Source organism: Thermoflexibacter ruber, from assembly GCF_900113045.1.
Taxonomy (GTDB): domain Bacteria; phylum Bacteroidota; class Bacteroidia; order Cytophagales; family Thermoflexibacteraceae; genus Thermoflexibacter; species Thermoflexibacter ruber.
In genome coordinates this window covers 83,782-109,599 of the sequence record NZ_FONY01000018.1, presented here as the reverse complement: position 1 = coordinate 109,599, position 25,818 = coordinate 83,782, and the positions used below count along the sequence as shown (strand labels likewise).

The following is a 25,818-nucleotide window of genomic DNA, read 5'->3' as shown; positions in this document are numbered from 1 at the left end:
ACAAGGAAAAGATTTATGTGATTTGTGATAATGCACGATATTACAAAAATAAGCACTTACAAGAAAAATTGGCAAGTAGCAGGATAAAACAGCTTTTCTTGCCTGCTTACTCGCCTAATCTTAATCTAATTGAAAGATTATGGAAATTTATGCGTAAAAAGGTCATTGATACTTGTTTTTATAGGAAGTTTCAAGATTTCAAGGAAAAGGTCTGTGAGTTTTTTACCCATATTGCCCAATATAAGCAGGAATTAGAAACCTTAATTTCTTGGAATTTTCATATCCCTAAAACCAAAACCAATTTTTATTGAGTATAAAATAAAAGAAATAAATCTTTTATTAGGTTGGTTATTAGCATTATAATTTATCTCAACTTTTATATCCTCTTCAGGAAAAAATACTGGGGTTTTGTTTTCATTAAACATAAACTTCCCTGAGTAGCCATTCAAACTATAAGAAAAAATATCTGGTTCGCTATCTTTCTTACCTAAGCCTACATCTTTGTATGCATTGTATTGATTTTGTACATTATTCACATCTGTTATTACTATGTCTGGAGGCAGTGTATAACCTATATCGTAGTAACCTGTAGAAGCAAACATATTCTGCCCTATTCCTTTTCCCTCATCTGGTTGTCCCTGCACAGTCCTTGTTATTACACCTCCCGCATTCAATGCCCAACCCAGCCCTACCCAAGAGGCAGTTTCTGCCACTCTTATACCTGATGAATGGTAGGAAAGTGAGATAGGCAAACTCAAATCCTTATTTTTTACTTCATAAATGGGAATACTTATGTTAGGCACTCCTGTATGTAAACTCACAGGAATATCTCCATATTTGCCTAAGGAAGCAGCATTGGGGGCTACAGGAAGTATTTTATTAGGGTCTTGTCCATACCCTGCCATGCTTGCCAGCATACAGAACAAGAAAGATATTTTCCTCAGCGCACCTTGCACCTTCAAAAGTGAATCCATAGGATTTAGATAGTTGTTGTACTTATTTTGCATTTTTAGCTGTATTTTGTTAATAAATAGTTCTGAATTTTTCATAAGTTTTGTATTTTTTATGCCAAATGATTGAGGGTCAACTTTTCACGTGTTATCACGTGAAAAGCAAAAAGCTGTTTCCTTAAAACTGTATCCCCAGCCTTACATCTAAGGGACTGGTATAAGGCGACTTGCCTTCTTTGTAAAGAAAATTATAGGATATAATAAGATTGATGCCCATGCCCCGCCCAATATCAAAGTTATAACCTGCTCCAGCCCATGCGCCAGGCACCCAGTGGCGGATTTTGTTCCCATCGGTGGTAGGCAACTGCACATTGATAAGCTCGGCATCGGCTTGGGCAAAGAAACTTTTGTGCAAAAAAAGACGAGTGAAGCCTCGACCCCCATAAATCAGGGTTTGAGCGGTTTGTTTGATATTCAAGCCTTGTGGGTCTATCAAGATGACTTGGGTGCGAAGGTATTGGAATACGCTCCCTCCCCCTATGGAAAACTTATCGGAAAGTTTAAATCCTATCAAAGGGGATACATTGACAAAGACTTGCTTTCCTCCTACAGAAAGCCCAAAATCTCCTCCAAAGTAGAGGTTTTTCCAGTGCAGACTATCCCGCCGCCGCTTACTAAGTAGTGTAAGGTTTTGAAGGGAATCTCCAAAATAAGAGAGCTTACTGAGTTTTTGTGTAGCTTTATTAGCTGTATTATTCAACGAGTTAGCCTTCTGCTGTGCCTTCAGCAGTTTTTGTGCTTTCTTACTAACTCTCTGATTATTAATTATTTGAGAATGGGGGGGGGGGGTAGAAATACTTACCTGTGCTATGGCACTAAGGCAAGAAAGAGAAAACAACATGGCAATAAGAGCCACTCTTGCTAAAAAAGAGGTCATTAGTTTGCTAAGTTTAGTAAATAATAGAAAATAGCCTTATATTCAAGGCAGGGTATATTACTGCGAAAGTCTTATTACGTTTTCCCTAAAAATCAGCTTAGATACTTAAAAAAGAAAAAGCTGATATAGGAGAATGGTATATGAGTGAGATTACTCACTATGAATTTTTTGTTTTGTTATACAATGATAAAAGGTACTTATGTAATTTCCAAATTTTTTCCAAATTTTTTTTACTATTTTAACATACTCCAAAAAAATAATACTCCCACAACGCTACCCAAATCACATTTTTTCTCTATCTTCGCAAATCACTTTTTTTAACATCTATTTACTTTGGAACTTTTTTGTAAGGCATTAGAGGAACTCCCGACGGTGGCGGCGCAAATAGTGGTTTTTGCACAAGAGAAAAAAATATGGCTTTTCAATGGTGAAATGGGCGCAGGGAAAACCACCTTGATTAAGGCTATTTGTGAGCATCTGGAAGTCATAGACAACGTGAGTAGCCCTACTTTTTCCATTGTCAATGAGTATCTTACAAAGAAGAATAGTACCATTTATCACTTTGACTTTTACCGCATCAAAAACGAAAGAGAAGTAAGAGAAATAGGAATCGAGGAGTATTTTGACTCAGGAAACTATTGCTTTTTAGAATGGGCAAGCCTGATTCCTTCGCTTATCCCTGCTTCTTATTTGAATATTGATATAGAACTATTAGCTAATAATCAGAGAGTTATAAAGCTACGCAGACATGAGTAAATTGGCAACAGACGTAAAAAAAATTGTAGAAGAGCATAGCTTGTACTACCCGCAGGAGCAACTCTTAGAAGTTATCAAAGACAAAAAACAATTGGTCATAGGCATTCCCAAAGAGCTTTTTGACGAAAACAGGATTGCCTTGCGTCCTGAGAGCGTAGCCATTCTTACTTCCAGAGGGCATGAGGTCTTTGTAGAGGCAGGAGCAGGTATTTTATCTCACTACGACGACCAAGACTACAGCGAGGCAGGGGCTAAAATCGTCTATTCTCCAGAGGAAGTGTACTCAGCAGAACTCATTTTAAAAGTAGCCCCTCCAAGTTTAGAAGAAATTGGCTACATGAAGCCCAAAACGGCAATTATTTCTGCGATTCATTTGGCAGAGGTAAAGGCAGACTATCTAAAAGCACTGAACAAGAAAAAAATCACCGCCATAGGGTATGAGTTTTTAGAAGATGAGCTGGGAAACTTGCCCTTGATACGTGCCATGAGCGAAATTGCGGGCAATGTAGCCGTATCTATCGCCGCAGAATACCTCACTGCCTCGCATGGAGGCAAAGGAATTATTTTTGGAGGAATTACTGGCGTCCCGCCTACCAAAGTTTTGATTATAGGAGCGGGAACGGTGGCAGAATACGCCGCAAGAACAGCCATAGGCATGGGGGCTGTGGTCAAAGTATTTGATGATAACCTGAACAAACTGAGGCGTTTGAAACACAGCTTAGGAAAAGTAGATTTATTTACCTCTACTTTTGAACGCTCTACCTTAGCACGTGCCTTGAAAACCACCAACGTAGCCATAGGCGCGCTCCGAAGCAATGACGGTCGGTCTATCTGCGTAGTTACAGAGGAAATGGTCAGAGAAATGCGACCTGGGTCGGTCATCATAGATGTAAGCATAGACAATGGAGGGTGTTTTGAAACTTCTGAGCCTACTACCCACCAAAACCCTGTGTATAAAAAATACGGAGTAATTCACTACTGCGTGCCTAACGTAGCTTCCAGAGTCCCCCGCACCGCTACCAAAGCCATTAGCAATATCCTTACACCCATACTCTTGCATACTGCCGAGTTAGGGGGCGTAGATGAAATGATTTTTGCTAACAAAGGCTTTGCCAAAGGTGTGTATAGCTACTCAGGGGAAATCACCAACGAAGCCATTAGCCGCAAGTTTGGCATGAAATACAAAGAGCTTTCGCTCATTATTGCGGCGATGATGTAGGAAAATAACCTAAGATAGTCTTTTTTTCCTCTAAGAAAAATTTGTAGTTTTGCTCAAAGAAAAAAGCCTTTTAATCACGATGAACTACCCTTCCAAATTAGTAGAAGAAGCAGTAAATGAGATTGCCAAATTGCCAAGTATAGGGAAAAAAACAGCATTGAGGTTGGTGTTGCATCTGCTCAAGCAGGAAGAAGCATTTACTAAATCGCTTACCCAAGCACTGACTAAACTTCGTACAGAAACCAATTATTGTACAGATTGCCACAATATTTCAGATACTGCGATTTGCAATATATGCGCTAACAAATTAAGAGACCACTCAGTAGTATGCGTCGTAGAGGATACTCGCGACGTAATCGCAGTAGAAAATACTCATCAGTACAATGGCTTGTATCACGTCTTGGGAGGGGTGATTTCGCCGATAGAGGGCATTAGTCCGAGCGAATTGAATATAGAATCTTTGGTACAGCGCATAAGCCAACACCCAGAGATTAAGGAAGTTATCTTAGCAATTAGTGCCACTATGGAAGGAGATACTACTGCTTTTTATATTACTAAAAAATTACAAACTTTTAATGTAAAAGTTACTACCCTTGCGCGAGGCGTACCCGTAGGCAGCGAGTTGGAATATACTGATGAGGTAACGCTGGGCAGGAGTATCCTGAGCAGAGTGAAATACGAGCAGTAAAGTTTTTTTTGAGAACCATATTTGATAATCAAAACCCAATAAAAGCATGAGAAAAATTACCTTATCGTTCAGTCTATTAGCTACTTTATTCATTTTGTCTGCACAAATACCTCGCCAAGAACAGCCACCTAATACTTTGACAAGCAAGGAAAAAAAAGAAGGTTGGCAACTGCTTTTTGACGGAAAAACGACCAAAGGCTGGCACAATTACGGCAAAAAAAGTATTTCTCCCCTTTGGAAAGTGGAAGATGGTACTTTGCTTATGAGCCAAAAAGGAGCAGAAGACATCGCTACCGACAAAGAATATGAAAATTTTGAATTTCAATTAGAGTGGAAAATCGCCGAAGGCGGTAATAGTGGAATTTATTATTTGGTCAAAGAAGACCCACAAAAATACGTCAAAGGCTGGAACACGGGACCTGAAATGCAGATTTTGGACGATGACAAGCACCCTGACGCTACCAAAGGTAAAGACGGAAACCACAAAGCTGGTTCACTTTACGACCTGATTCCCGCTACTAACAAGCAACTTAGCCCTGTTGGGCAGTGGAATCATGTGCGTATCATTGTAAACAAAGGCAAGGTAGAACATTGGTTAAACGGTTCAAAAGTAGTGGAATATGACCTTAACAGCACTGAATTTGCAGAATTGGTCAAAGGCAGTAAGTTCAGTACGCTCCCCGATTTTGCTAAGTTCCGCAAAGGGCGAATCGTACTCCAAGACCATGGAGATTTGGTTTGGTTCAGGAATATTAAAATCAGAAAGCTGTAAAAATTTACCTTTCTCTGACCTCACTGATTTTGTCTAAGTCAGTAGTGCGAAAATGCTCATAGACTTTCAAGGCAATAGCCAAGACAAGGGCTGTCTCAGCCGCCGCTACGACGATGACAAACAAAGCAAATACCTGCCCCTGTAACAAAGTAGGGTCATATCTGCTAAACGCCACCAAGTTGATATTGGCGGCGTTTAGCATAAGTTCCAAACCTATCAAAACAAAAATGAGATTTTTCTTGGTAATAACCACTACCAAACCAATGCTAAACAAGCAAGCACTCAGCAAAAGAAAATGATGCAGGGGAATCATATTTTAGTTTTTTTGGACAAATTTAAACTACTTTTTCTATAATTTTTCCACTACTTTTTTCTTTCAAAATAATTTTCTTGCGCCCATCAGGCAGTTTTTCCTCTTTGACCAAGTAGTGGTCTGCATCATGTTCTATCAATACCCTTTCTTCTTTGATGTCTGTTCTCCCCCTCCAAATATCCAACTGAATAGGCTCCCATTTTTTTGTCTGGGCAGATTTGTAGCAGGCATCTATGATAGCATTGACGATATAGCCGTCGTAAAAAGTTTCCATAGGGCTGGTGCCATTTTCAAAAGAGGAGAACATATCTGTAAACATGTGGTTGTACCCCAATGTATTGACTTCATCGCCCACAGGAAAAATCCACCCCTTAGAAGCCTCTGACTTCTCCGCCACATACTCACCCAGCCCTACCGCCGTAAACACCTCAAAGCCTGTTCTCAAAAAGTGGTCAATGCGTATTACGCCCTCGCTCCCGCTTACCTCATCTCTCAAATCCATGCCTCCTCTGAAGTTCCAACTTACCTCAAATTGAGCGATTGCTCCATTGGCATATTTCACCAAACCAATCGCATGGTCTTCTGCATCAATAGGCTTTACTTGGGTAGCCGCCCAGCACATCGCTTCTATGGGCATTACTTCCTTGCCTATATAGTTTCGGGCTATTTCTATGCAATGACAGCCCAAATCTATAATAGCCCCCCCGCCAGACACTTTGGAGTTCCAGAACCAGTCGCTATGCGGCCCAGGGTGAGTTTCCCTTGACCTTACCCAGAGGATTTTGCCTAAAGCTCCTGCTTTGACCGTTTCCAAAGACTTCAGCGTCTTAGGAGTATAAACCAAATCCTCTAAATATCCATGAAAAATGCCTGCTTCCTCTACTAAGCGTAGCATTTCTTTCGCTTCTGCGGCGGTTCGTCCTAAGGGCTTAGTACAAAGTACGCCTTTTTTAGCCTTAGCACAGAGCCTTACTGCCTCCAAGTGCAAGTCGTTAGGCAAGCCTATTACTACCAAATCAGTTTCAGGGTCGTTGATAGCGTCCTCCATGCTGGTTGTGCTGCGCGGGATTCCGTAATCTTGGGCTACTTTTCTGCCCCTTTCCTCACTGCGAGAGTAGATAACACATACTTTATCGCGGCTTCTTTGCCCATGAATAGCCATAGTATAGAACACGCCTATCAAGCCTGTTCCAAGCATCGTAATTTTTCTCATTTTCAATTTACTTTTTTAAGTGATTAAAGTTTTATTTGTATAATACCGCTTTTACCTGTTTATAATCACTAAATTAATGGAATAACTTTTTTTATTATGATTTTAGAACACAGATTTTACAGATTTTCACTAATGAGTGATGCAAAAATATGTGTTTTATCATTTCCGAATATCAAAAAAAATGCCCACCTAACTTTCTGTTAAGTGAGCAAATCAGCTATTGCTAAAAATTAATTAGCAACAACCTGTGCCGCCACAGCAGCCACCACCATTAGTAATTTCCATAATTTTAATGTGATTTTAAGTAAAACATTGATTTTGTAAAAGTTAAAAAAATAAAACTGTTGAAAGAAAAAGATTTTTAATCTATCGTTTTAACGCAATATTGCGATTTATAGAAATAAAAAAATTAGCACCCACAACCTTGATAAGCATTGAGCAACAAACCAAAAGTAAGTTTTGCCTCTTGCCAAACCTCCTCATTGATGCAATAGCAAACCTTAGGAGGCTCTATATTGCCTTTGATAATTCCTATGCGTCTGAGTTCTTTTAAGTGCTGCGAAATAGTAGATTGTGAAAGAGGCAGTGCCTCAACCAAATCCCCACAAATGCAAGTCCGATTTTCTGATAAATAAGTCAGAATAGCTACACGCGCAGGATGGGCAAAGGCTTTTGCCAAATCTGCAATCCGATTTTCCTTTTCACTGAATACTTCTGTTTTTGTAACTCCCATTTTGTAAGGTAGTTTTATTATCCAATCTATATAACGCAATATTACGATAATAGTTTCAAAAAAAAGTTTTAATTTGCTAAAACCAAAAATTAATATTTAATTTGAATAAATTTAGGTTCATTAATTGGTTTTACATAAAGTCATCAATGCCTACTTTCTGATAACTAAGTTTTTTGGCATTGTAAAAAATTTTTAATACCTAATCCAATTAAGTTATGAAATTGTATGAAAGTAAATTTCAAAGAATTTATTACGATAAGCAATTCTCTATGATGGAGTTTAAGTGGCTTGTAAGTGCCTCAGAAAGAACAGAGGAGGAGCTCAAAGAAGAAGAAGCTATCCATGTAGAACTGCTTAATCAATATAAACCTCTCTTAGTCATGTCTGATGTCCACAACATTCATTTTGCTGATGCAAAGCATTTGGAAGAGTGGGTAGAGCAGGAGTATGCGAAGATAGCTGAGTATGCGCCGCAGGGGCAGACTGTCAGAATGGCTGTGCAGACACAGGCAGATTTTGCTAAGCAACTCTTCAAAGATGAAGATGAAGAAAAAGAACTTTTAAAGAAGAATCTTCCACAAATTCAATATTTTAGCGAAGAGATACAAGCAGAGTTGTGGCTTTTAGGAGAAGAAAGATAACCAAAGCGTATGATTTCGGAAAACGAAGGAGAAATACTCTTAGAAGTAAATAATCTCACCGTCAAGTTTACCACTGAAAGAGGAGAGCATACAGCTACCGACGGGGTCAGTTTCAAAATCAAAAAAGGCGAAACCATTGGCATAGTAGGCGAGTCTGGCTCAGGTAAGTCCGTTACCGCACTTTCTTTGATGCGGCTTATTCCATCTCCCCCAGGTAAAATTGTTGATGCAGAGGTACTTTTCCAATCCCCATCTATGGGCAAGGTCAATATCATGCAACTGAACAGCGAAGAAATGAGGAGTTTGAGAGGAGGAGAAATTGCGATGATTTTCCAAGAACCTATGACCTCATTGAATCCTGTTTTTACTTGTGGAGAGCAGATTACAGAAGCCATAGTCCTCCACAATGAGGGTGCTTCCTACAAGCAAGCCAAAGAGCGTACTTTGGCTATTTTTGAACGTGTACGCCTGCCTGAGAGTGCTTTTTATGCTTATCCTCACGAACTCTCTGGCGGACAAAAACAAAGAGTAATGATAGCTATGGCTCTTTCTTGTCAGCCCTCCCTGCTTATTGCTGACGAGCCTACTACCGCCCTCGATGTAACAGTACAAAGGGAAATACTCCAAATACTTCAAGAACTTAGGGAAAGTCAGGAAATGTCTATCCTGTTCATTACACATGATTTAGGAGTAATAGCAGAAATGGCAGATAGTGTAATGGTCATGTATAACGGGAAAATTGTTGAGAAGGGGTCTGTATTTGAGATTTTTTCTAACCCTAAACACCCTTATACCAAAGGTTTGCTAGCATGCAGACCTCGCTTGGACATCAAACTCAAAGTACTCCCTGTGGTCAAAGACTTTATGGAAACTGATAGCGAAGGGAACATTATAGAAATGTCTGATACCAAGTTTAAGTCAGTCGGTGAGGCTATCATGTCCAACTTTCAAAGCATGCAAGAAATCAAAATGCGACAGGCACGCCTCGTAGAGCAAAAACCACTTCTGCAAATCAAAGACTTAAAAGTTCACTTCGTAGAAGAGAAAACTTGGTTCGGCAAAATAAGCAAAGTAAAAAAAGCAGTGGACGGTGTTACTTTTGACGTTTATCAAGGAGAAACGCTTGGACTGGTGGGCGAATCAGGTTGTGGAAAAACTACCTTGGGTAGGAGCATATTGCATTTGATAGAACCAACTGCTGGAGAAGTATATTTCCAAGACCAAGATATTTCAAAAATTGCTTCCAAAGACATCAAAAAATTAAGAAAAGACATTCAAATTATCTTCCAAGACCCCTACTCTTCGCTCAATCCCCGCCAAACTATCGGTGAGGCTATTATGGAGCCTATGCGCTTGCATGAAATCTACGCCAACGACAAAGAAAGAAAAGACAGAGTAAATCACCTCCTCGAGACCGTAAACCTAAGTGCAACTTATTTCAACCGCTACCCTCACGAGTTTTCTGGCGGACAGCGCCAACGCATTTGCATAGCTCGTACCTTAGCCATACAGCCTAAGTTTGTGATATGCGATGAGTCAGTTTCTGCCTTAGACGTTTCTGTTCAGGCTCAGGTACTCAACCTTCTGAACAAACTCAAAGAAGAATACAATCTTACTTATATCTTTATTTCTCATGACCTTTCAGTGATTAAATTTATTTCTGACAGAATTTTGGTCATGCAAGACGGAGTAATCGTTGAGAGTGGATTTGCCGAAGATATATATGCCCATCCAAAATCTGAATATACCAAAAAACTACTCAATGCTATTCCTAAGGGAACACCAGAGGACATCAGAAAGGCTATGCTCAAAAGGAAAAAGCAAATGCAAAAACCGATAGCATAGTATAGCGATACTACCGCTTAAAAATGCGTTCAAAAAAGTTAAAATTTACTTGGGAGGTAATCAGATATGCCCAAAAGGGCAGAAAAGCTACTTTGTAACGTACCAAAGTGCCTATACTCGGTGTGGTAAAGGCTAAAAACGAGGCTAAAAAAAAGATATATAAAATACAACTCAGTAGCAATAAGCCGTGTCTTTCTCCTTTGAAAGAAGGAGGTATGGCAAAAAACAGTAAAGCATAGATGCATATATTTTCTACTCCCACCAATATTTTTAGCCAGTTTTTTTCTGACTCCCAAACCAAAGGCTCACATAAACTTGCAAAGAGAGCAGTTGGAATATTTTTGATTAAACTTATAAAACTTCCATCAAAATCGATAAAAAATATCATATTATCTGCGTCAGTAGTTTCTATCATGGTATCATAACTATCTTTGATAGCCACGAGAAAGTAACCCAAAGAAAAATTAGGATTAGAAAGAGATGCCAATAAGATGCCTATAATGAAGCACAAAAAATATAGGCTCATTTGTTTAATGAAAGAGAGTGGATATTTTTTATTTACTTGATAAACAACAAAATAGGAGAATATTATTGGGAGTAAAATGGCAATATAATAGTATTTGATTTTCCAACTTAGCCACAGTAGGCAAGTGCTTCCCAACAGTTTGATAAAAATCTGCAAAGGCTTATTTTCAAAATGAAGTATCTCCAAAACTAAACCAATAGTTAAGCAAATAAATCCACTAATCAGACTTTCTTTGAGCAAGCCTGCACTCCAAAAAACAACAGAAGGCAGCAGAAAAAAAGATAAAAAAAGTGCGATGCGCGTTTGAGGGAAAAGATGCACTAAGACATTGGCTAAATGCCAAAAGCCTACAAAGCTAATCAGAGAAAACCAAAGCGAAGTAAGGAAAAGATTATTTCCTGTGAGTAAATTAAATAAAGCAACGATTTTAGAGAAAAAAATAACCCTACTATTGAGGTCTTTAAATTCTCCAAAATAATATTCGTACAGCTCTCTACCCGTGTGAGGGAAATTCCAAAAATCTAAGGGGTTGTCCAATAGTATTTGTTTGAGCAGTACTCCCTGATGAAAAATATAGAATACATCTCCTTCCTTGTAGTAATATTGGTAAAGAACAGCTACCCCGATACCTGCCAATAGTTTTATCGTTAAACTCAACCAAAAAAAAGGCTTGAACGGACTGCTTAGCTGTCGCCGATATATCCACCCACTTACACCCAATAAGAGAATAATATTTAATAAAATACTGATTAGCAATGGTTTTAAATTTGTGATAAAATAAAATAAAAACTTGTTTGCAAAGATGTACTCAACCTATTCTTTTTTTTCAATATTTTCATTTTTTTCGGCAAAATGTCTATTATTTTGATATATTTGGCATTGAAAAACTCACCCACTACTTTACGATTATGCTTCTCAACGAATTAAAAAAATTGGTATCCAAAGGAGAAGGTCTGCAATTGGAATTTAAGCGTAAAGCAAACTTTCCCGATAAAATTATGAGAGAAGTGGTTGCTTTTGCCAACACAGAAGGAGGTAAGCTAATCATAGGTGTAGATGACGACGGCACGATTGCTGGATTGAAGCATGTCTTAGAGGAGGAGTTTGTTTTAAAAGAAGCTATCAGCAAATACTGCAAACCAGCTATCAGGTATGACATTTCCAAAGTCTTGGTTTCTCCTAACCGCTCTGTTTTAGTATTTCATATCTATCCAAGTGAAAACAAACCTATTTTTTTGATTTATAATTTCAAAACAAACTTGGGCAAAGCCTATGTAAGGGTAAAAGATAAAAGCATTCAAGCAAGCAGAGAAATGCGTCAAATCCTCAAAGCCAAAAACACAAATTCGGATACTTATCTTCAGTATGGTGATAGCGAACACAAGCTCATGCAGTACTTAGGTCAGTATCCTTCTATCAATGTAGAAACATTTAGCAAAATAGCAAATATTAGTATGGAAAATGCCTCCGCAATATTGGTAAAAATGACATTGGCGGGTTTACTAAAAATCGTGCCTAATGATACAGGGGACTACTTTATGCCCAACGAATAAATCCCAGTTGCCTTACCCGCAATGTAGCCAGTAGTCCATGCCGCTTGGAAGTTAAAACCTCCTGTAATTCCATCTATATCAAGCACTTCCCCTGCAAAATGCAAGTTGGCAACTTTTTTACTTTGCATAGTTTTTAGGTCTATGTCATTCAAACTAACTCCGCCACAGGTTACAAACTCTTCTTTGAAAGTAGTTTTTCCTTTGACTTCGTACTCGTCATTAGTAATAACATTGATAAGTTTATTGAACTCCTGCTTGCTCAGCTCTGTCCATTTCTTACTTTTACTGATGCCTATTTTTTCTATTAAAAACTCCCACAATCGGTTAGGCAGGGAAAAGTTGAGCATAAGGCTGGGGTTGCAATTAGAGATTAGCTTTTTGGAAAAATAATGCTCATTTTGGGCAAAGAAATTTCTCAGTTTGCCCTCAGTAACTTTTCCTAACCAATTAATACCGACCTTAAACTGATAATCTAAGTTGGATAGCTCTCTCGCCCCCCAAGCAGATAGCCTCAGAATAGCGGGACCACTCAGCCCCCAATGCGTAACAAGTACTGCTCCTTCTTCTTCTAACTTTGTTCCTTGTATTTTGACCTTAGCATCAGCTACGCTTGTTCCCATGAGTTGGACAATAGGACTATTAGGGATATTGAAAGTAAATAAAGAGGGAACGGGGCTAACGATTTCATGTCCTAATTCCTTGAGCCATGCCAATCCACTTTCTTTGGGGCTTCCACCCGTAGTAACAATCACTTTACTACAAAGGATAGAAGGCTGATTTTTTATGATTAATTCAAAATTTTCATCATTTAATACATTGATTTTCAATACCTCATGTTTTAAGTAGATTTCTACACCAACTTTTTTGCTTTCTTTTAGCAAACAGTCTATTACTGTTTGGGAGTTGTCAGTCATAGGAAAAATTCGTCCATCTTCTTCTGTTTTGAGTTTTACTCCTCTACTTTCAAACCACTGAATAGTATCTGTGGTCATAAACTGATGCAACAATAGCTTCATTTGGCGTTCTCCTCTGGGGTAGTGCTTACTCATTTCACTGATACTAAAGCAGCTATGAGTTACATTGCACCGCCCTCCACCAGAAACTCGCACCTTAGCAAGTAGTTGATTAGTTTTCTCTAAAAGAAGAACTTGGGCTTTAGGATTAACTTGAGCGGCATGTATAGCAGAAAAAAAGCCTGCCGCTCCTCCTCCAATCACTACAATTTTCAAAATATTATACTTTTTCTCTTTCTACAAAATACATATCTACTTCTCCCTTGTTCTTAGCTTCAATTTTGCCACGATACGTACACTCGAAATGGTGTTTTACCCAAGTATAGGTAATTCCTGAGATATTTACTTTACCCACCTCACCGCTTGATTCCATTCGGCTTGCTAAGTTTACAGTATCCCCCCAAACATCGTAAGCGAACTTATTTTTTCCAATTACACCCGCTACCAAAGGACCCGTATTGATACCTACCCGCAAGCCAAAAGTCGGCAACCCTTTTCTTTCCTGCTCTCTATTCCATTCATTCATAAAGTTTTGCATTTCCAAACCCGCTCTTACTGCATCTATGGGATTAGTTGTGTTCTCGATGGGAATACCCCCTGCACACATGTAGCCATCTCCTATAGTTTTGATTTTTTCCAAATTGTGTCTTTCTGCGATTTCATCAAATTTTTGAAAAAAGAAGTTGAGCTTATCTACAATCTGTTCGGGAGATAGTTTTTCTGAAATGGTAGTAAAACCTTTGAAATCAGTAAATAACACTGTAGCCATATTGTAAGAGCGGGGGCGTGCTAAGCCTTTTTCTTTGAGTTCGTCAGCAATTTCGTGTGGCAAAATGTTGAGCAGCAATTCTTCTGATTTTTTCCTCTCTGTTTCTATGAGTTTTTTTTGTGCTTCTATTTCTGCTTTTTGCTTAGCTAACTTGCGGTTAGCAATCTGCCTACCAATCAAAGCAACGACTGCAATCGCTATAACTACCAAACTCAAAATAATCCCTATGACTAATTGTTGATTTTTAGAGGCTTGCAACTGCACTAACTCCTCTTGTTGGGCAATAATTTGCTTTTGCATTTGAGCCAGAGAGTCTTGCTTTCTGAGTTGATTTTGTTGCATTTCGCTTTCCTCTTTTTTCAAAGCCAATTCGGTAGAGGTTGCTTCAAGAGAATCTTGTTGTTTATTGACAATTCTTTGTAATTCCAAAGTAGCTTTTGCCATGACGTTGGCAAACTCATCTTTGAGGATTTTTTCATCAAAATCCGTTTCCTCATTGTGCTTGCTTTGGTTTACAGCGTACATATTGATTCCACTTAGTACATCTATATATTTTTGCAATTCTTGGGAATTATTCAACTTGCTCAGGGAAATAATCAGGGCTTTGCAATGGTTAAGTTTTTCAAACTCATTGAGATTAAAAATAGTCGCACTGTCTATGAGTGCTTTACTGTACTGACTTGCAGTTTCATATTTCTTCTGTTCAAAGGCACTTTTTGCGATTTTCTTTTTTACCAAAGCGATACCTTCCATGCTATTGGTTTCTCTGTAAAGTTTCTCTGCGGTAGTGTAATCATTGATTTTTTTCCTGTAAGCAGTAGTAGGAGAGAAAAAGTCGCCTTCTATTTCATAAGCATACGCCAGTAGTTTATTATCATTCGCCTTAGACGCATAAGTAATGGCATTTTTGTAATACTTTTCTGCTATGCTTGCTTTATTCAGGTTTGTATATATCTCCCCGTTTTGTTTAGCAAGTCTCACTGCCTCACGAAAATTGTTGGCTTTGAGTGCTTTAACTAAATCAGCATCTATTTTTTGTGCCTTATTTAATAGCTGTTTTCTATCTGCCTGTCCTTGGACAGAATAGATAAACAAGAGAAAAATCAAGAAGAAAGAGGATAAAAATGGAAAAGGTTTCATCAGTTCAAAAGTTTTATAAAATTACCTCAAATGCTCAAGTAAATAAAGTTATTTTTGGTAGCTTACTCTATAAATTACATTGGCATGGTCATCGGAAATCAACATAGAGCCATCTTTTAGTTGTTGGACATCTACGGGTCTGCCCCAGTTGTCCTGTCCCTCGAGCCAGCCCTCAGCAAAGGTGCTATACTCTACGACTTTGTTGTTCTCCACTTTGGCAAAGGCAACTTTGTAACCTACTTTAGAGGAACGATTCCATGAGCCATGCAAGGCTATAAATATGCTATTTTTATATTTTTCAGGAAATTGAGAACCTGTATAAAATCTCATTCCCAAAGCCGCAACGTGCGCTCCTAATTTCTGCATAGGTTTTTCAAACTCATCGCAAGAACGCTTGTTGCCAAACTCGGGGTCAGGCACATCGCCTTGGTGACAATAAGGGTAGCCAAAATGCAAGCCTGCTTTGTAAGCCCGCCCAAGTTCATCAGAGGGAAGGTCATCTCCAAGCATATCCCTGCCGTTGTCAGTAAACCACAATTCCTTAGTATCAGGGTGAAAATCAAAACCTACACTATTGCGAACCCCGCTTGCAAATACCTCCAAATTTGAGCCGTCAGGATTCATGCGGGCAATAGATGCGTAAATAGGGTTGTCCTTTTCACAAATATTGCAGGGTGCCCCGACGGGAACGTACAGTTTGTCATCAGGTCCGAAAGCAATAAATTTCCACCCATGATGCCTGTCAGACGGAAGTTTGTCATTAACTATCACAGGCTTAGGAGGGTTGTTTAGATTTTGTTCTATGTTGTCAAATCGCAAGATGCGGTTTACTTCTGCCACATAAAGGCTTCCATTTCTAAAAGCTACTCCACAGGGCATCGTTAAGTCAGAAGCAATGATTTTGACTTCATCTGCCTTGAAATCACCATTTTTGTCTATAACGGCATAAACTTTATCCCCTCTACGATTGCCCACAAACAGTGTCCCATTAGGGCTAAGAGCCATAGAACGCGCATTATCTACTTCTGCATAGACTTCTATTTTGAAGCCCTCGGGGAGTTTGATTTTATGCAAGGGGAACTTTTTACCTGACTGATTTTCTGATTGGTTGGAAGAGGAGTTGTTTTTGCTACTTCCACAGGCTAACACAATAAATAGCGCAAAAACTTTCAGTAAGATTTGCATAGAGAAAATAAATATTAATAGTAACTATTGAAAATGACGTATTTAGGATAGAATTTTTGCTTGGGACTCACGTCCTCATTGGCTTTTATAGCACAGCCACAAATTTAATAGAAATGGTTGGATTAAAGCCTGTATTCTTATGATAATTTACTGCTTTTTATTTTTGATTACTTACTTTTTGCCACCCTTTGCATACTTTTAGGTACTTTCGCAAGAACTCTATTGGATTTTCTTTGAGTGCAATAAAACTTTCGCATACTTTTTTATAATTTTGTTGCTAAGCGTACAAAGCATGATAATTGCGATGAACAATGATAAAAAATTGTGGGAATCGTATGTATCAGCAAACTCCTGAGAGTTATCATCTTTTATTTAAGTTTACACTGCCGAGTAATTACAAAAAATCAAGATTAAACCAAATTGGCTTATAGATATGAAATCACTGTATTTATCCCTTTGTTCTGTGCTTTTAGGGCTGTCCATCTTGTCATCAGCAAGCATGGCACAGGAAATTACACAGATTGGCTATACGCAAATAGGCAAGGCTTCATATTACTCTGACGACCGCAACGGGGCTATTACGCAGAGTGGAGAAAAGTACGACCCCAACGTATTGGAAGCCGCTCATGCGCGTATTGCCTTCAATAGTTTGGTGAAAATCACTAATTTAGAAAATGGAAAGCAAACGATTGTGCGTATCAACGACCGACCCCTCATAGGCAAGGACAGAATCATAGACATGACCAGAGCCGCCGCCGATGCCTTAGGAATGACAGATAAAAAAACAGTGATAGAGGTAAAAATAGAACTTATCCAATTAGGTGTACCCCGAAATAATGCCAAAGAGATTGTGGCTGATGCCTACCGAAGAGTAGCGACCAAACCTATAGAAGATGCAGAGGAAATTACCAAAGAAGAAGAAATCTCCGCAAAATATGAGGGTGGAGCAAAAAACAAAACTTCAGAAAGTGAAAATAAAAACACCTCTACGGTTGCTAATAACAAGAATGAAAAAAATAAGGTAGCTGACAGCAAGAAAAAGACAGTAGAAAATCCCAAAGGCGTACTCTCTGGTACAAGTAACCCCAATACTAAAAGTAGAAATAAAGACAAGGTCAATTTTGAACCAGTAAATACCTATACTTCTGAGGGAGATAAGGTCAAACTCGATGGCTTTGGTGTGCAAGTAGCCTCTTATGATGATATTAACAAGGCTCTCAAAGAAGTCCCTAACATAGAAAAGCTAAAAATGGGACAGGTCTATATCCAAGCAGGTTGGGCAAATGGGAAAAAAATGTACAGAATATTAGTAGGTAACTTTAAAACCAAAGAAATAGCCCAAAAAACCTCAGACAAAATCAATAAATACAATTATAAATCGTTTCCAAAAAAACATTTTGATTAAATTTATATTTAAAATTGTGAAATTTATATAAGCTTTTTGGTTTTATATACTTGATTATAAAGTACTTAACTAAATTTTTTTACAACTCAACTTTTTAATGTTGAAAATAGGGCTACCATTCAAAGAAAATTTTAAACTTTATTAACTTATCAAATTGTATGCACACACAGACATTATTACATCAAGTATTACAAATGCCTCATATATACTTGTTTATGAGAGAATTGGAAGAATCCTTAGCTAAAGAGCAAGAGGCACGAGCCAAATACTATGAGCTAATGGACGCACACAAAAGAGTAGAATTCATCAATGGAGAAATAACCACTCCTTTTTTTGACTCGGAAAAGCACAACCTCGTCATTCAACAACTTGGCAAACTCTTACAAAATTTTTTGGACAAGCACCCAGTCGGTACGCTCTTTGTTTCTAATGCTCATGTATTTTTAACTCGTAATACTTACATTCCTGATATATGCTTTTTTAGTGCAGAAAAAGCTAAACACTTTACCCCTAAGCAAGAGAAGTTTCCTGCTCCAGATTTAGTCATAGAGGTACTTTCTCGTTTCTCAGAACGCATCGATAAGATGATAAAATTTGCTGATTATGAGGCACATCGTATCTCAGAGTACTGGATTGTAGATGCAGATAGAGGCTTTGTAGAGCAGTATCATTTTGAGAAATATGAGTACGAAATGATTTTAAAAACTAATCATGGCTTGCTAAAAAGTTTTGCTATCAATGGTTTTGAAGTCCCAATAGAAGCAATTTTTGATAGCGAATTGAATAAGAAGACTTTGGAAAAAAATTAAAAAAAAATTAATAAAATTTTAAACAAATAAGCCTAACTATCACTTTACTTAGCATAAATTTGTAAAAGACGCTAAAAATAAGTTTGCTCTAATCAATAAAGATATTATATAAATACTTAATTATGAGTGCAGTAGCAGAAATTTCAGAAATGCTCGAGGAGCCACTATTAAAAGAAAATAAAAATCGTTTTGTGCTTTTGCCTATTCACTATCCTGACATTTGGCAAATGTACAAAAAAGCAGAAGCAAGTTTTTGGACAGCAGAAGAGATAGACCTCTCTCAAGACCTCAAAGACTGGGAAAATATGACCAAAGATGAGCAACATTTTATCAAGCACGTCTTGGCGTTCTTTGCTGCAAGTGATGGCATCGTCAATGAGAACTTAGCTATTAATTTTACTAACGAAGTGCAGTTCCCAGAGGCAAGGTGTTTTTATGGATTCCAAATCATGATGGAGAACATTCACTCGGAAACATATTCTCTTTTGATAGATACCTATATCAAAGACAGTGCAGAGAAAAACTATCTTTTTAACGCCATAGAAACTGTACCTTGCGTAACTAAAAAAGCGGAGTGGGCTTTGCGTTGGATAAGCAAAGGGAGTTTTGCTGAGCGTTTGGTTGCCTTTGCCGCCGTAGAGGGCATTTTCTTTTCAGGAAGTTTCTGCTCTATTTTCTGGTTGAAAAAGAGAGGATTGATGCCCGGATTGAGCTTTTCTAATGAGTTGATTTCCAGAGATGAAGGCTTGCACTGCGATTTTGCCTGCCTGCTCTACACCAAGTACCTGGTCAATAGATTGCCAGAGGAACAGGTACTTTCTATCATCACCGATGCAGTTGCCATAGAGCAAGAGTTTATCTCCGATGCACTGCCGGTAAGCCTGATAGGTATGAATGCCGACTTAATGAAGCAATATATTGAATTTGTGGCAGATAGACTTTTAGTAGAATTAGGCTGTTCCAAATACTATCATGCTACCAATCCTTTTGATTTTATGGAGATGATTTCGCTCCAGGGCAAAACCAATTTCTTTGAAAAAAGGGTAGCCGAGTATCAAAAAGCAGGAGTAATGAGTGATAAATCAGAGCATAAGTTTAGTTTGGACGAGGATTTTTAGCGATAGATTTTTATGCTATAAATCTATTTTTCAAAAAAATTTTAGTGGTGGTTTCTTCATATAGAAATCACCACTTTTTTCATGTAAAGCAAAAAGTTCTAAAAACCCACACAGATAAACCATGAATTAGCTATTTTGCACGCCAAATTTTATTGATAAAACATCAAAACTAATGAAATTAGACATTTTAGTTATTGCAGCACACCCCGATGATGCCGAACTCTCCTGTGCAGGGACTATCTTTTCTGAGATTGCTCAAGGCAAAAAAGTAGGCATTGTCGACCTTACCCAAGGCGAACTCGGCACACGAGGCTCAGCAGAAATTCGCAAACAAGAGGCAGAAGAAGCAAGCCGCATTATGAACTTGACTATTAGAGAAAATTTGCAACTGCGAGATGGTTTTTTTGCTAATGACGAACAGCATCAGTTAGAAGTCATCAAAGCCATTCGCAAGTACCAGCCAGACATAGTACTGACCAACGCTATCAAAGACCGCCACCCTGACCACGCCAAAGCCGCCAGTTTAGTAGAAACCTCTTGCTTTCTTTCTGGCTTAAAACGCATAGAAACTATGCTAAACGGGCAGGTGCAAGCAGCTTGGCGACCTAAAAATGTGTTTCACTTTATTCAAAGTGACTATGTAGAGCCTGATTTTATTGTAGATATATCTGCATTTTGGGAAAACAAACTACAAGCTATACGTGCCTATAAAACCCAATTTCATACCACTCCACAAAGTAGTCAAGGCGAGCAAACTTTTATTTCTACTCCCGAATTCATGCACTTTTTAGAGGGCAGAGCCAGAGAGTTTGGGCAAGCTATTCGCGTCAAGTACGGAGAGGGCTTTACATCAAGTAAAAAAATTGGGGTTAAAACATTATTTGATGTCTTATAAATCAACCGTTTGAGGTTCGCTTACATACTCTTCCAAGTAAGCAAAATTAGGCATCAACTTCCCATTCTCGGCAATGGTAGCTCTTTGGATTACTTTTTCTTTATCTCCGCATAGCAGATGAGGGAAAATATTTTCTATCAACACTCCACCAAAATACTCAGACGCATCTCTGGGCAGCTCGGTCGGTAGGTTATCTACTGCCATAACGTTGATATGAGAAAAGTCTGAGAATGAGGCACATACTGTTTCGCTTTCCTTATTATAGTCATACACAGGGTCTAAAATATTGGCACTTTGCTGCGTGCAAGGGATAGAGCCGTCTATATCGCAAGTAATGTCAGCCACCATGCTTATTCGGAAATTGGGCTGACGCATCTCTTGCTTAGTGAAAAGCAAAGGAGCGTTGGGATTCCAATAAGCACAAGCAATCAGCAAATCTGTTATAGCATAAAACCGTGAAAATGTACTAACAAATCGCTCTGGGTGCTGGTAAAACTCCTCTTGAATAAATGTTTTACCTTCTTTGTGCGTATGATAGTCTGCTGAACGCAACTGTACATAGACTGCCTCCTGAAAATCGCCGTTTTGCAAATATTCCTGCACGCTTACTCGCTTAACTTTTGCCTTTTCTAACAATTCCACTGCTCCTGTGGCTACCCTACCGCCACCCGTCAGTGCAATTTTGATAGGAGGAAGTTTTACTTTTTCCAATTCTTTCAACATCTCTGCCTTATCAAAACACTGAAAAGCTCGCTTAAGCTCAAAAAGTCCATAGCGTTTTCCGCACATCAATAGAGCATTGTACGCTCCTACCCATCCAGCATACCACCCAAAGGCAATCAGTCTTTCTCCTTTCGCATTGGTCAGCGTTTCGTAGTCCACTAACTTAATATTTTTTTTTAAAATACTTTGAAGTAATTTGCGATTATGAGCTTGTTTCTTAATAGTGTGAGAAAAGAAAAGATACGTTTTGTTAGGAATAAGCATATTTATAGGTACTTCTTTGATGCCAAGTAGGATATCACACTCGCTTAGGTCTTCTCTTATTTCTATGCCCACCGATTCATACTCCTCGTCTTTGAAACAGCGAACAGGACTCGGCTGAACTGAGATTTTTGTATGGGGAAATTTTTGCATCACTGACTGACATTGAACTGGCGAAAGAGGGGTACGTTTGTCTGTGGGAATCTTGCCTTCCCTGATAATTCCAATATGTAACATGAATGTAAAATGATTAAAGCTAAAAATTAATGATTTGATTATTAAGTTTTTGCTAAAAATATTTGCTCAAACTAAATAAGCAATGCAAATTTCATCAAATTTTTGTGCAAATGAATAAGACAGGTAGTAAATAAATTGTTATTAAAATGCTCCTTTGCTCATTAGTTTTGTTTACTTTTTGCTTATCCTAGTGTGCTAATCTCTCTCTATTTTATTATTTTACCCTAACTTCTTGATAATCATGGGATTAATGGAAGTATTTTTCTTAATAATAATATTTATCCTCAAAGTAGCGATGTGGGGTGGTCTTGTCATTGCTTGCTTTTATGTGTATGACAAGTACATCAGAAAACACGTACTAAATAGTGCTGAGGACAAAGAGAAGAAAAAATTAGATGTTTAGCCAATAAGAAAGCTTCAGCACTAAAGCTCTGCTTTTGACTTTAAACTCAGGAGAATAATTATCCGAATAGACAATAAAAAGGTCAGAAACAGGCTTAAATCTCCATTGGAAACGTGCATTGATATTGACATTCTCGGTCTGCTCGTTGTACTGCAAAAAGGTAGTCAGAAATATGCTTTTGGTAAAAGATAGGTCTAAGCGAGGGCTGATAAGCCAAAATTTGGCACTATTGTAAGGCTCGGGTAAGCGAATATCATTATACTCCGCCCCTATCCTAAACGCTCCGTAGGGTTGGAAACGGTAGCTCACAAAAGGAGAAAGGCTTTTGTTTGTTCCATTAAAGTACCCGCCTGTCCATCCTTCAAAGCCATAAGTAAAGCGTTTACGCGTATCAGAGGTATAGCCTGCAAACATGCCTTGTATCTGGTATTGGCTACTTACGGGCAGTTCCAAACCACCAGAGTTGGTAGGGTCAAAAGAGAAAAATAGGCGAGTGTACATATTGTAGTAGCCTACAAATATATTGACTGTATTCAAAAAATTAAAAAAGTAGTAAATATCTATATTGCGATCATTGAGCTGATAGTTCAAATCAGTGTAAATATCTGGTTCTGAACCTATCCCATGACTGACCAAAGTCTTAGATTTTTCTGTGTAAAAAGTAACTTCTATGGAGGGTTTGAACCTCCAATGTGCATTTCTTCTAACAAAACCAATATCGTTGATGTCAAAATTTGCCCCTACGTATTCGTGATTCCAAGAAAGTGTTATATTTCGAGATTGATACTGAATCAAAGAACCGTGAGCGTGGCTATCTCCTAAGTTTTTGGGAGTAAGTGTCTTATGAAAAAAGAGTTTTCCACTCCATTTATTGTCCACACTTTGCAAGTTATAATCTAAGCCAAACAAGCGCGTGTATCTTTGCTCAGAATCGTCTTGGAAGCGATGACGATTGATGAAAATACCTGCTATATTGGAGCGAGAAAATACTCTACGTTGGAAGGTAGCCACAGTAAAATTTTGGGCTTTAATACCTGCCACATCATCTTTAGCCGTTTGCATATTGAGTAGCCCTACTCGCCAGTTTTTGTCCAATTTACCGCTTAATCTTGCACCGTAAAGGATGGGGTTTTGTACGATGAGTTTGGTCAAGGTATCTCGCCCAATGCCAATCCTACGAGAAAAAAATGGACGCACCGACTCAAAGCCAAATTCGCCAAAAAGGTCATTATTTTCCAAAAAAAATTGCCTTCGTTCAGGGAAAAATATTTCAAAACGCTCTAAATTAGTTACTTGCTGGTCGACTTCCACTTGTGAGAAATCAGGGTTGACGGTCAAATCCAAGTTCAGCGAAGGAGTAACTGCAATTTTGGTATCAAATCCTGCATTGACCTTACTGATGGTAGCTTGATGCTCTGTATGATTTTTGGACAGATTTCCTGCCAAATACGGAATCACAGAAAGATTCGCTCCTGGGTGTGGCAGCAGGTTCTCAAAGTTGATTTCTCCTGTAAAAGCCAAAGAAGAAACCCAGTAGGCAATAGGTACAGGTACCCAAGAGGAGCGTTCATTGTTTTTCAAATCATTGCGAGCAAAATTCATTTTCCAACTTTTTGTGCCATTTTTGTAACGCAAAGTTTTAAAAGGAATAGCTATCTCAGCTATCCACTTATCTTTGTAGCGTCTAACAAATAAGTCCCACTTATTGTCCCATTCGGAAGCCACGTTCTCGCCATTAAAAAGTAGCCCTTCTCTTTGTATGCCCATAGGATTGAACGTAAAAGCAAAACCATTGATACCATCACCAAAAGGGTCTAAGTAAATGCTAATATTGTCATTAGCGTCCCAATCAAAATCTCTACGCAAGGAACTGATAGTAAATGGCTTAGTATGGTTATCTTGGCAAACTACAGCTATCAAAAAGAAATGTGAATTATAGGCTAACCTCACCTCTGTTTGCAAAGTGGCAAAAGTGGTGTCATTAGGGTAGTTCAAGAAAAAATCTTTAGCAACTTCTGCTTTCTGCCACGTTAGTTCTGAAAGGATACCATCTAACTGTATATGCTCTTCTGTTTGATGTACCAATAAACTGTATTCTTTCTGGCTTTTCAAAGAATTTTGAGCCAGCAGAGAATTGGGACATACTAAAAGAAAGATAACACTAAAAATGCAACACAGCCTTTCTATTTTTTTTAAAGAGAAAAATAACCACATTAGGCGGTAAAAAATTTTGGGTAAAAAATTAAAAAAGGCTGATACAGTTTTAAATAAAGCAGACCTACAAGGCATAGAAAACCCTATAGGTCTGAGTATAATGTTTGGATTTTCTACGATTTAACCTCCGAAGTCGTCAAATGCTACATTTTCTGGAGGTACGCCAAAGTCGTCGCACATTTTCACTACTGCGGCATTCATCATTGGAGGTCCACAGAAATAAAACTCGATTTCTTCTGGTTCAGGGTGCTTAGACAGATAGTTGTCTATCAATACTTGATGAATGAAGCCTTTGAAACCTTCGCCTTCTTCATCATTGATGTCTTTCTTCACCTTCCAGTTATCCTCTGGCAGTGGCTCAGACAAAGCGATATAGTATTTGAAATTGGGAAACTCTTTCTCAATTTTTCTGAAATGCTCTGTATAGAACAACTCTCTGCGAGAACGCCCTCCGTACCAATAACTTACTTTCCTGTCTGTAGTCTTTAATGTATGGAACAGGTGGAAAATATGAGAACGCAGAGGTGCCATACCTGCCCCGCCCCCTACATAAATCATCTCTCGTTTTGTATTTTTGATAAAGAACTCTCCATAAGGTCCTGAAATAGTTACCTTGTCGCCCGGCTTGCGAGAGAATACATAAGAAGAACAAATACCCGGATTCACAGGCATCCATCTATTGTTAGCTTTGTCCCAAGGCGGTGTAGCAATACGAATATTCAACATGATGATATTTCCTTCCGCAGGGTGGTTTGCCATCGAGTAAGCACGGAAAATAGGCTCATCATTCTTCATTTTCAAGTCCCATAACTTAAATTTATCCCACTCTGTTTTGAACTTATCTTTGCCAGCAGGGTCTTCTGGGTGTGGAGAAATATCTATAGTTTTGAAATCTACCTCGCAAGGGGGTACGTCTATCTGAATATACCCTCCTGATTGAAAATGTAAGATTTCTCCTTCAGGTAGCTTTACCACAAACTCTTTAATAAAGGAAGCAACATTATAATTAGAAACTACCTCACATTCCCATTTCTTGATACCAAAAATCTCCTCGGGAATATGAATTTTCATGTCTTGCTTTACTTTCACTTGGCAACCCAGACGCACTTTTTCTTTTTGCTCTGTACGACTTAGGTGTCCTACTTCCGTAGGAAGTACATCGCCACCTCCTTCAAGGACTTGGCATTTGCACATCGCACAAGTCCCGCCACCACCGCAAGCAGAAGGCAAAAACAGTTTCTGGCTGGAGAGTGTAGAAAGCAAAGTTCCCCCTGCGGGTACTATGAGTGGGTTTGCCTCATCGCCATTAATGACAATTTTTACATTGCCTGACTGCACCAGTTTTGCCTGAGCAAAAAGAAGCAACAGCACCAACAAGGCAATGATTACTGTAAAAGCAACAATAGAAGATATAATAACTGTGAGTTCCATTATAAAACTTTTTAATTTTAATATAGGCTTATTTCAAACAAGTTCACAAATATAAGGCTTACTCGCTAT

Annotated in this window: 25 protein-coding genes; 13 read left to right on the top strand and 12 right to left on the bottom strand. The window is 38.5% G+C overall.

Going from position 1 to position 25,818, the window contains the following annotated elements; translation table 11 throughout:
* A partial coding sequence (locus tag BM141_RS11335) for a transposase (RefSeq protein ID WP_177217352.1) occupies positions 1 to 311 on the top strand: 311 nt, incomplete at its 5' end.
* Here BM141_RS11335 and BM141_RS11330 read toward each other — a convergent pair.
* Together BM141_RS11330 and BM141_RS11325 are read right to left on the bottom strand one after the other, a co-directional pair.
* The gene (locus BM141_RS11330; RefSeq protein WP_091545291.1) at positions 261 to 1,049 is read right to left on the bottom strand and encodes a hypothetical protein; all 789 of its coding nucleotides are present in this window, start codon (positions 1,047 to 1,049) and stop codon (positions 261 to 263) included. The genes BM141_RS11335 and BM141_RS11330 overlap by 51 nt on opposite strands.
* Before the next feature lie 79 nt (positions 1,050 to 1,128).
* Entirely contained in the window at positions 1,129 to 1,887 is a 759-nt protein-coding gene (locus BM141_RS11325) for a hypothetical protein (RefSeq protein ID WP_091545288.1), read from the bottom strand.
* A gap of 333 nt (positions 1,888 to 2,220) precedes the next feature.
* Here BM141_RS11325 and tsaE point away from each other — a divergent pair, with 333 nt between their 5' ends.
* The 4 genes from tsaE to BM141_RS11305 all read left to right on the top strand — a co-directional run bounded on the left by tsaE (position 2,221) and on the right by BM141_RS11305 (position 5,322).
* Positions 2,221 to 2,643: a tRNA (adenosine(37)-N6)-threonylcarbamoyltransferase complex ATPase subunit type 1 TsaE gene (gene tsaE, locus BM141_RS11320; RefSeq protein WP_091545285.1), complete on the top strand. Its 423-nt coding sequence runs from the start codon at positions 2,221 to 2,223 to the stop codon at positions 2,641 to 2,643.
* Complete coding sequence (locus tag BM141_RS11315) at positions 2,636 to 3,862, top strand: alanine dehydrogenase (RefSeq protein WP_177217351.1); 1,227 nt, start codon at positions 2,636 to 2,638, stop codon at positions 3,860 to 3,862. Before tsaE ends, BM141_RS11315 begins: the two co-directional genes overlap by 8 nt.
* Before the next feature lie 79 nt (positions 3,863 to 3,941).
* Positions 3,942 to 4,550, top strand: a complete 609-nt coding sequence (recR, locus tag BM141_RS11310; RefSeq protein WP_091545303.1) for a recombination mediator RecR — start codon at positions 3,942 to 3,944, stop codon at positions 4,548 to 4,550.
* Between the two features lie 46 nt (positions 4,551 to 4,596).
* Positions 4,597 to 5,322: a 3-keto-disaccharide hydrolase gene (locus tag BM141_RS11305; protein WP_091545282.1), complete on the top strand. Its 726-nt coding sequence runs from the start codon at positions 4,597 to 4,599 to the stop codon at positions 5,320 to 5,322.
* 4 nt (positions 5,323 to 5,326) lie between these two features.
* On the opposite strand, the gene nuoK is transcribed toward BM141_RS11305, so the two are convergent.
* The 3 genes from nuoK to BM141_RS11290 all read right to left on the bottom strand — a co-directional run bounded on the left by nuoK (position 5,327) and on the right by BM141_RS11290 (position 7,581).
* On the bottom strand, positions 5,327 to 5,635 hold the full coding sequence (gene nuoK / locus BM141_RS11300; protein ID WP_091545280.1) for an NADH-quinone oxidoreductase subunit NuoK: 309 nt from the start codon (positions 5,633 to 5,635) through the stop codon (positions 5,327 to 5,329).
* Positions 5,636 to 5,657: 22 nt separating this feature from the next.
* A complete protein-coding gene (locus BM141_RS11295) occupies positions 5,658 to 6,848 on the bottom strand; it encodes a Gfo/Idh/MocA family protein (protein WP_091545278.1) in 1,191 nt (396 codons plus the stop codon).
* 409 nt (positions 6,849 to 7,257) lie between these two features.
* Positions 7,258 to 7,581: an ArsR/SmtB family transcription factor gene (locus BM141_RS11290; RefSeq protein WP_091545276.1), complete on the bottom strand. Its 324-nt coding sequence runs from the start codon at positions 7,579 to 7,581 to the stop codon at positions 7,258 to 7,260.
* A 215-nt stretch (positions 7,582 to 7,796) separates the two neighbouring features.
* Here BM141_RS11290 and BM141_RS11285 point away from each other — a divergent pair, with 215 nt between their 5' ends.
* Entirely contained in the window at positions 7,797 to 8,222 is a 426-nt protein-coding gene (locus BM141_RS11285) for a hypothetical protein (RefSeq protein ID WP_091545273.1), read from the top strand.
* Between the two features lie 9 nt (positions 8,223 to 8,231).
* Positions 8,232 to 10,067, top strand: coding sequence for an ABC transporter ATP-binding protein (locus BM141_RS11280; RefSeq protein ID WP_091545270.1), 1,836 nt, complete (start codon positions 8,232 to 8,234; stop codon positions 10,065 to 10,067).
* 10 nt (positions 10,068 to 10,077) lie between these two features.
* Here the strand turns inward: BM141_RS11280 and BM141_RS11275 are convergent, their stop codons facing one another.
* Positions 10,078 to 11,349 (bottom strand): hypothetical protein, encoded by a 1,272-nt coding sequence (locus BM141_RS11275; protein WP_143090899.1) that lies wholly within the window; start codon positions 11,347 to 11,349, stop codon positions 10,078 to 10,080.
* Positions 11,350 to 11,501: 152 nt separating this feature from the next.
* Between BM141_RS11275 and BM141_RS11270 the strand changes: the two genes are divergently transcribed.
* Positions 11,502 to 12,146, top strand: coding sequence for an AlbA family DNA-binding domain-containing protein (locus tag BM141_RS11270; RefSeq protein WP_091545266.1), 645 nt, complete (start codon positions 11,502 to 11,504; stop codon positions 12,144 to 12,146).
* On the opposite strand, the gene BM141_RS11265 is transcribed toward BM141_RS11270, so the two are convergent.
* Genes BM141_RS11265 through BM141_RS11255 form a run of 3 tightly spaced genes read right to left on the bottom strand, consistent with a single transcriptional unit; the run spans position 12,125 to position 16,253 of the window.
* Complete coding sequence (locus BM141_RS11265) at positions 12,125 to 13,375, bottom strand: BaiN/RdsA family NAD(P)/FAD-dependent oxidoreductase (RefSeq protein ID WP_091545263.1); 1,251 nt, start codon at positions 13,373 to 13,375, stop codon at positions 12,125 to 12,127. The two genes, BM141_RS11270 and BM141_RS11265, sit on opposite strands and share 22 nt — an antisense overlap.
* 4 nt (positions 13,376 to 13,379) lie before the next feature.
* The gene (locus BM141_RS11260) at positions 13,380 to 15,068 is read right to left on the bottom strand and encodes an adenylate/guanylate cyclase domain-containing protein (RefSeq protein ID WP_091545260.1); all 1,689 of its coding nucleotides are present in this window, start codon (positions 15,066 to 15,068) and stop codon (positions 13,380 to 13,382) included.
* A 48-nt stretch (positions 15,069 to 15,116) separates the two neighbouring features.
* Complete coding sequence (locus BM141_RS11255; protein WP_091545258.1) at positions 15,117 to 16,253, bottom strand: PQQ-dependent sugar dehydrogenase; 1,137 nt, start codon at positions 16,251 to 16,253, stop codon at positions 15,117 to 15,119.
* Between the two features lie 433 nt (positions 16,254 to 16,686).
* On the opposite strand from BM141_RS11255, the gene BM141_RS11250 reads away from it, so the two are divergent.
* From BM141_RS11250 to bshB1, 4 genes are all read left to right on the top strand, one after another.
* Complete coding sequence (locus tag BM141_RS11250) at positions 16,687 to 17,658, top strand: septal ring lytic transglycosylase RlpA family protein (protein ID WP_091545256.1); 972 nt, start codon at positions 16,687 to 16,689, stop codon at positions 17,656 to 17,658.
* Between the two features lie 158 nt (positions 17,659 to 17,816).
* On the top strand, positions 17,817 to 18,467 hold the full coding sequence (locus BM141_RS11245) for a Uma2 family endonuclease (protein ID WP_091545255.1): 651 nt from the start codon (positions 17,817 to 17,819) through the stop codon (positions 18,465 to 18,467).
* Positions 18,468 to 18,589: 122 nt separating this feature from the next.
* On the top strand, positions 18,590 to 19,585 hold the full coding sequence (locus BM141_RS11240; RefSeq protein ID WP_245764047.1) for a ribonucleoside-diphosphate reductase small subunit: 996 nt from the start codon (positions 18,590 to 18,592) through the stop codon (positions 19,583 to 19,585).
* A gap of 172 nt (positions 19,586 to 19,757) precedes the next feature.
* Positions 19,758 to 20,480 carry a bacillithiol biosynthesis deacetylase BshB1 gene (gene bshB1, locus BM141_RS11235; protein WP_091545253.1) on the top strand — a complete coding sequence of 241 codons (723 nt, stop codon included), beginning with the start codon at positions 19,758 to 19,760 and terminating at the stop codon, positions 20,478 to 20,480.
* On the opposite strand, the gene BM141_RS11230 is transcribed toward bshB1, so the two are convergent.
* Positions 20,475 to 21,701 (bottom strand): NAD(P)-dependent oxidoreductase, encoded by a 1,227-nt coding sequence (locus tag BM141_RS11230; RefSeq protein ID WP_091545251.1) that lies wholly within the window; start codon positions 21,699 to 21,701, stop codon positions 20,475 to 20,477. The two genes, bshB1 and BM141_RS11230, sit on opposite strands and share 6 nt — an antisense overlap.
* 241 nt (positions 21,702 to 21,942) lie before the next feature.
* On the opposite strand from BM141_RS11230, the gene BM141_RS22940 reads away from it, so the two are divergent.
* The gene (locus BM141_RS22940; protein WP_177217350.1) at positions 21,943 to 22,104 is read left to right on the top strand and encodes a hypothetical protein; all 162 of its coding nucleotides are present in this window, start codon (positions 21,943 to 21,945) and stop codon (positions 22,102 to 22,104) included.
* Here BM141_RS22940 and BM141_RS11225 read toward each other — a convergent pair.
* Together BM141_RS11225 and nqrF are read right to left on the bottom strand one after the other, a co-directional pair.
* The gene (locus BM141_RS11225) at positions 22,093 to 24,216 is read right to left on the bottom strand and encodes a DUF5916 domain-containing protein (protein ID WP_245764046.1); all 2,124 of its coding nucleotides are present in this window, start codon (positions 24,214 to 24,216) and stop codon (positions 22,093 to 22,095) included. The genes BM141_RS22940 and BM141_RS11225 overlap by 12 nt on opposite strands.
* Positions 24,217 to 24,438: 222 nt before the next feature.
* Complete coding sequence (gene nqrF / locus BM141_RS11220; RefSeq protein WP_091545250.1) at positions 24,439 to 25,749, bottom strand: NADH:ubiquinone reductase (Na(+)-transporting) subunit F; 1,311 nt, start codon at positions 25,747 to 25,749, stop codon at positions 24,439 to 24,441.
* Positions 25,750 to 25,818: the final 69 nt, after the last annotated feature.